Origin of the sequence: Synechococcus sp. MU1655, assembly GCF_023630655.1 — a bacterium.
Taxonomy (GTDB): domain Bacteria; phylum Cyanobacteriota; class Cyanobacteriia; order PCC-6307; family Cyanobiaceae; genus Synechococcus_C.
Window position 1 is genome coordinate 1 of sequence record NZ_JAKUHK010000254.1, and the last position, 2,744, is coordinate 2,744.

The following is a 2,744-nucleotide window of genomic DNA, read 5'->3' on the forward strand; positions in this document are numbered from 1 at the left end:
TGCAGACTTTGTTGAAGGTTTGGTGGCCATTCCATTGGATACACCTGACGTTGTGGGAACGGAATGGTGATTCCTTTCTGTTCAAACTGCTTCCAGATTGTTCGGCGTAGATCACTGCCAACTTCATAGGAGTCGAGGGGATTGGCCACCCAGAAACACAACTTGTAATTGATCGAAGAATCAGCAAAGTCGATAACGAATGCGTTGACTGGTGGATACTCCAAAACTTTTTTGTGCTCTTTGGCAATTGTTTTCAATAGCTCCACAATGATGTCGGGGTCGTGATCGTAGGCCGCGCCAACCACTACACTGTCGCGTCTTGATGTTTCTGTTGCGGTGAAGGATGTTGCTTCTGTTGTGAAGAAAGTTTGATTGGGTATTAATAGTTCGGCCCCATCGCGTCCTCGTCTGAGTTGCGTGGCTCTCAGCCTAAGATTCCGCACTGTGCAAGGGTCACCATTGATCATTAAAATTTCACCTGGCCGCACTGAACCCTCAAACAACAGCCAGATACCACTAATGAAGTTTGAGACGATTTCCTTGATACCGAAGCCGATTCCTACAGAGAGTCCGCCCGCGATGGCGATGAAGGCGGTGCCGTCGATACCGATGTAGTAAGCAACTGCAATGATCCCAACGATGATCACGCTGTAGCGGAATAACAGCTCTAGACCTCTTCGATTGCGAGGACGGACTCCAAACAACACCCCGCTGAGCCAAGCTAAAAAGGTTGCAGGCCTAGACGCCAGGGTGATGATTACGTAAATCGCGATTACAGCGAGGTAAATTCTGCCAAGAGTGAGCTCTACTCCAAACAGATTGGCGATAGGAGTTTGCGACAGATTTTCCGTGCTTCCCATCAGCCTTACGAAAGATAGGGAAGCTACGATAACGTAAATGGGTCTTAGAAATGTGCTTTCTAATTCATCAACTGGAAATTCTTTGTTGATGCTAAGAAGTAGCGTTTTTAGAGGTGTGAATGACATCCAACCCAGCCAGAGTAGGCCGAAGTAACGCAGCAATCCCCATGGCAAGCCCACCAGGAGAAATAGGGCTGAGCTGATTAAAAGGAGTAGAGGGCCGATCAGCACTCGGATGTATTCAGGCACCAGCCTGTGTCTCACGCTTCTTCGAAGTGCACCGCGTTGCTCCGCGATCATCACAACTCCAACCAATAGTAATTGAAGAAGAACAGTGCCCCGGTTGAGATAAACGCCCCAGCTCAGTAGCTCGTTGAGAATGGGCCCAGGGCCGATAGTGATGAGGTAAGGCATAGGCAGAGTCATGGCTTAGCTTTGATCTGGGTTTGGAGTTCTGTGGCGGCTTGCTCGGGAGATAATCCATCAAAAATCAACTCATTAAGTGTTGACTGAATATCTTTTTCTAGTTTTGGCCTGGCATCGATTGCGGAGATGATGGCATCACCGCGGCTCACGCGCTCGTTTTCCTCTTCATTGAACTTGTTAAATCCGACAGATAATTGTTTTCTGACGATTAGTGCCGCTGCGGGATTGACTGGATATCCCGTTTTGTATTTGAGGGCAAAGGTTTTCTGAGCCCAGGGCTGCACCATGAAATTGAGCAGTCTCAGGCTTTCTGCTCGTTGACGTTTGCTTGAGTTTTTACCAAGTGCCCAGACCTGTAAGCGAGTGATTGGTGTGGCTCGACCAAAGTCTCCACTGGGTAATGGGGCGATTCCGAGATGATCTTTGAGCGCTTCACGTAGTTGCGGCAGTTGAGAGCTCCAACAGCTGATCCAACTCATCTCTCCTCCGATCAGTGCTTTCCGAAGTGAGGCTTGATTTCTCAAAAACACAATGTTTTGCTGATAGCTGGATGCCTTGAGCCATCGCATCCATTGGGTGAGTCGTTCGTGGGCTGCATCCGTGGCTTGTTTGCCTGCGAGCGAGGTGGCTAAGGCCTCACCGGCCCCAAAGCTTCCAAGGCTCCAGTACAGATCCTGGAGGTTGGTGACCATTCCAAAAACTTTTCCCCTGCCACTGGCTGCAGACAATTCCGTCAGCGTTTTTGGCGGCTCTTTCAGCTTGCGTTTGTCAAAGCATGCCAGCTGTAAATATTGAGAGACCGGTTGTCCGGCAAGCGTTCCGTTGGCGGTTTTGACGCGCTCAAGAGCTGATGGGGATATCAATACCCGCTTTTCTTCCGTCAGCTGGATCGGTGTGGTGATGCCTTCCGCAAGAAGGGTTAAGGCCTGATTGCTATCTGTGATCACAAGGTCTGGACCCAGTCCGCTATTGGTTCGAACTCTTAGTTCCTGTTCCAGTGTTTCTGCGGCGTAGATCGAGGGATGCAGCTTGATAGCAGGCTGCATTTCTTTTAATTGCTGTTGAAAATCCTTGCTGATCTTGCGTTCGGAATGAAATCGACTGGCTGATTGTTGTTCATTTTCATTGCTGGCCTGAGCCACTTGCAAGAGGGTGGAATCTTGGCGATCGGTGACGCCACAGCTTCCGAGCAAGGACGTGCTCAGCAAAACGGCGATGCGACACCTGTTGCTTTTGATCAGGGCAAAAAGGCGTTGCACAGCATGACCTCTTGGACGATTGTCCAATTTTTAGCGTAAAAGAGGTCAGGACTCCGTTTCCCCACTCAACGGTCAGCATGGAAAGGCTTCGGATGGGCTCATACCAATGATTGAGGGGATGTCCTGGTTTGAGCCCCTAACGCTGTGGCTGCGCTCCCCTCTGGGCGGATTGGTCTTCATCCCGCTCTATGCGGTTTGG

Annotated in this window: 2 protein-coding genes; both read right to left on the reverse strand. The window is 50.0% G+C overall.

The genetic code is table 11. From position 1 onward, the window contains the following. Positions 1 to 1,286: mechanosensitive ion channel family protein (locus NCN04_RS10255; protein ID WP_250396032.1), on the reverse strand; the 1,286-nt coding region annotated here is incomplete at its 3' end. Beyond that, a complete protein-coding gene (locus tag NCN04_RS10260; protein ID WP_250396033.1) occupies positions 1,283 to 2,545 on the reverse strand; it encodes an extracellular solute-binding protein in 1,263 nt (420 codons plus the stop codon). The genes NCN04_RS10260 and NCN04_RS10255, both read right to left, overlap by 4 nt. Positions 2,546 to 2,744: the final 199 nt, after the last annotated feature.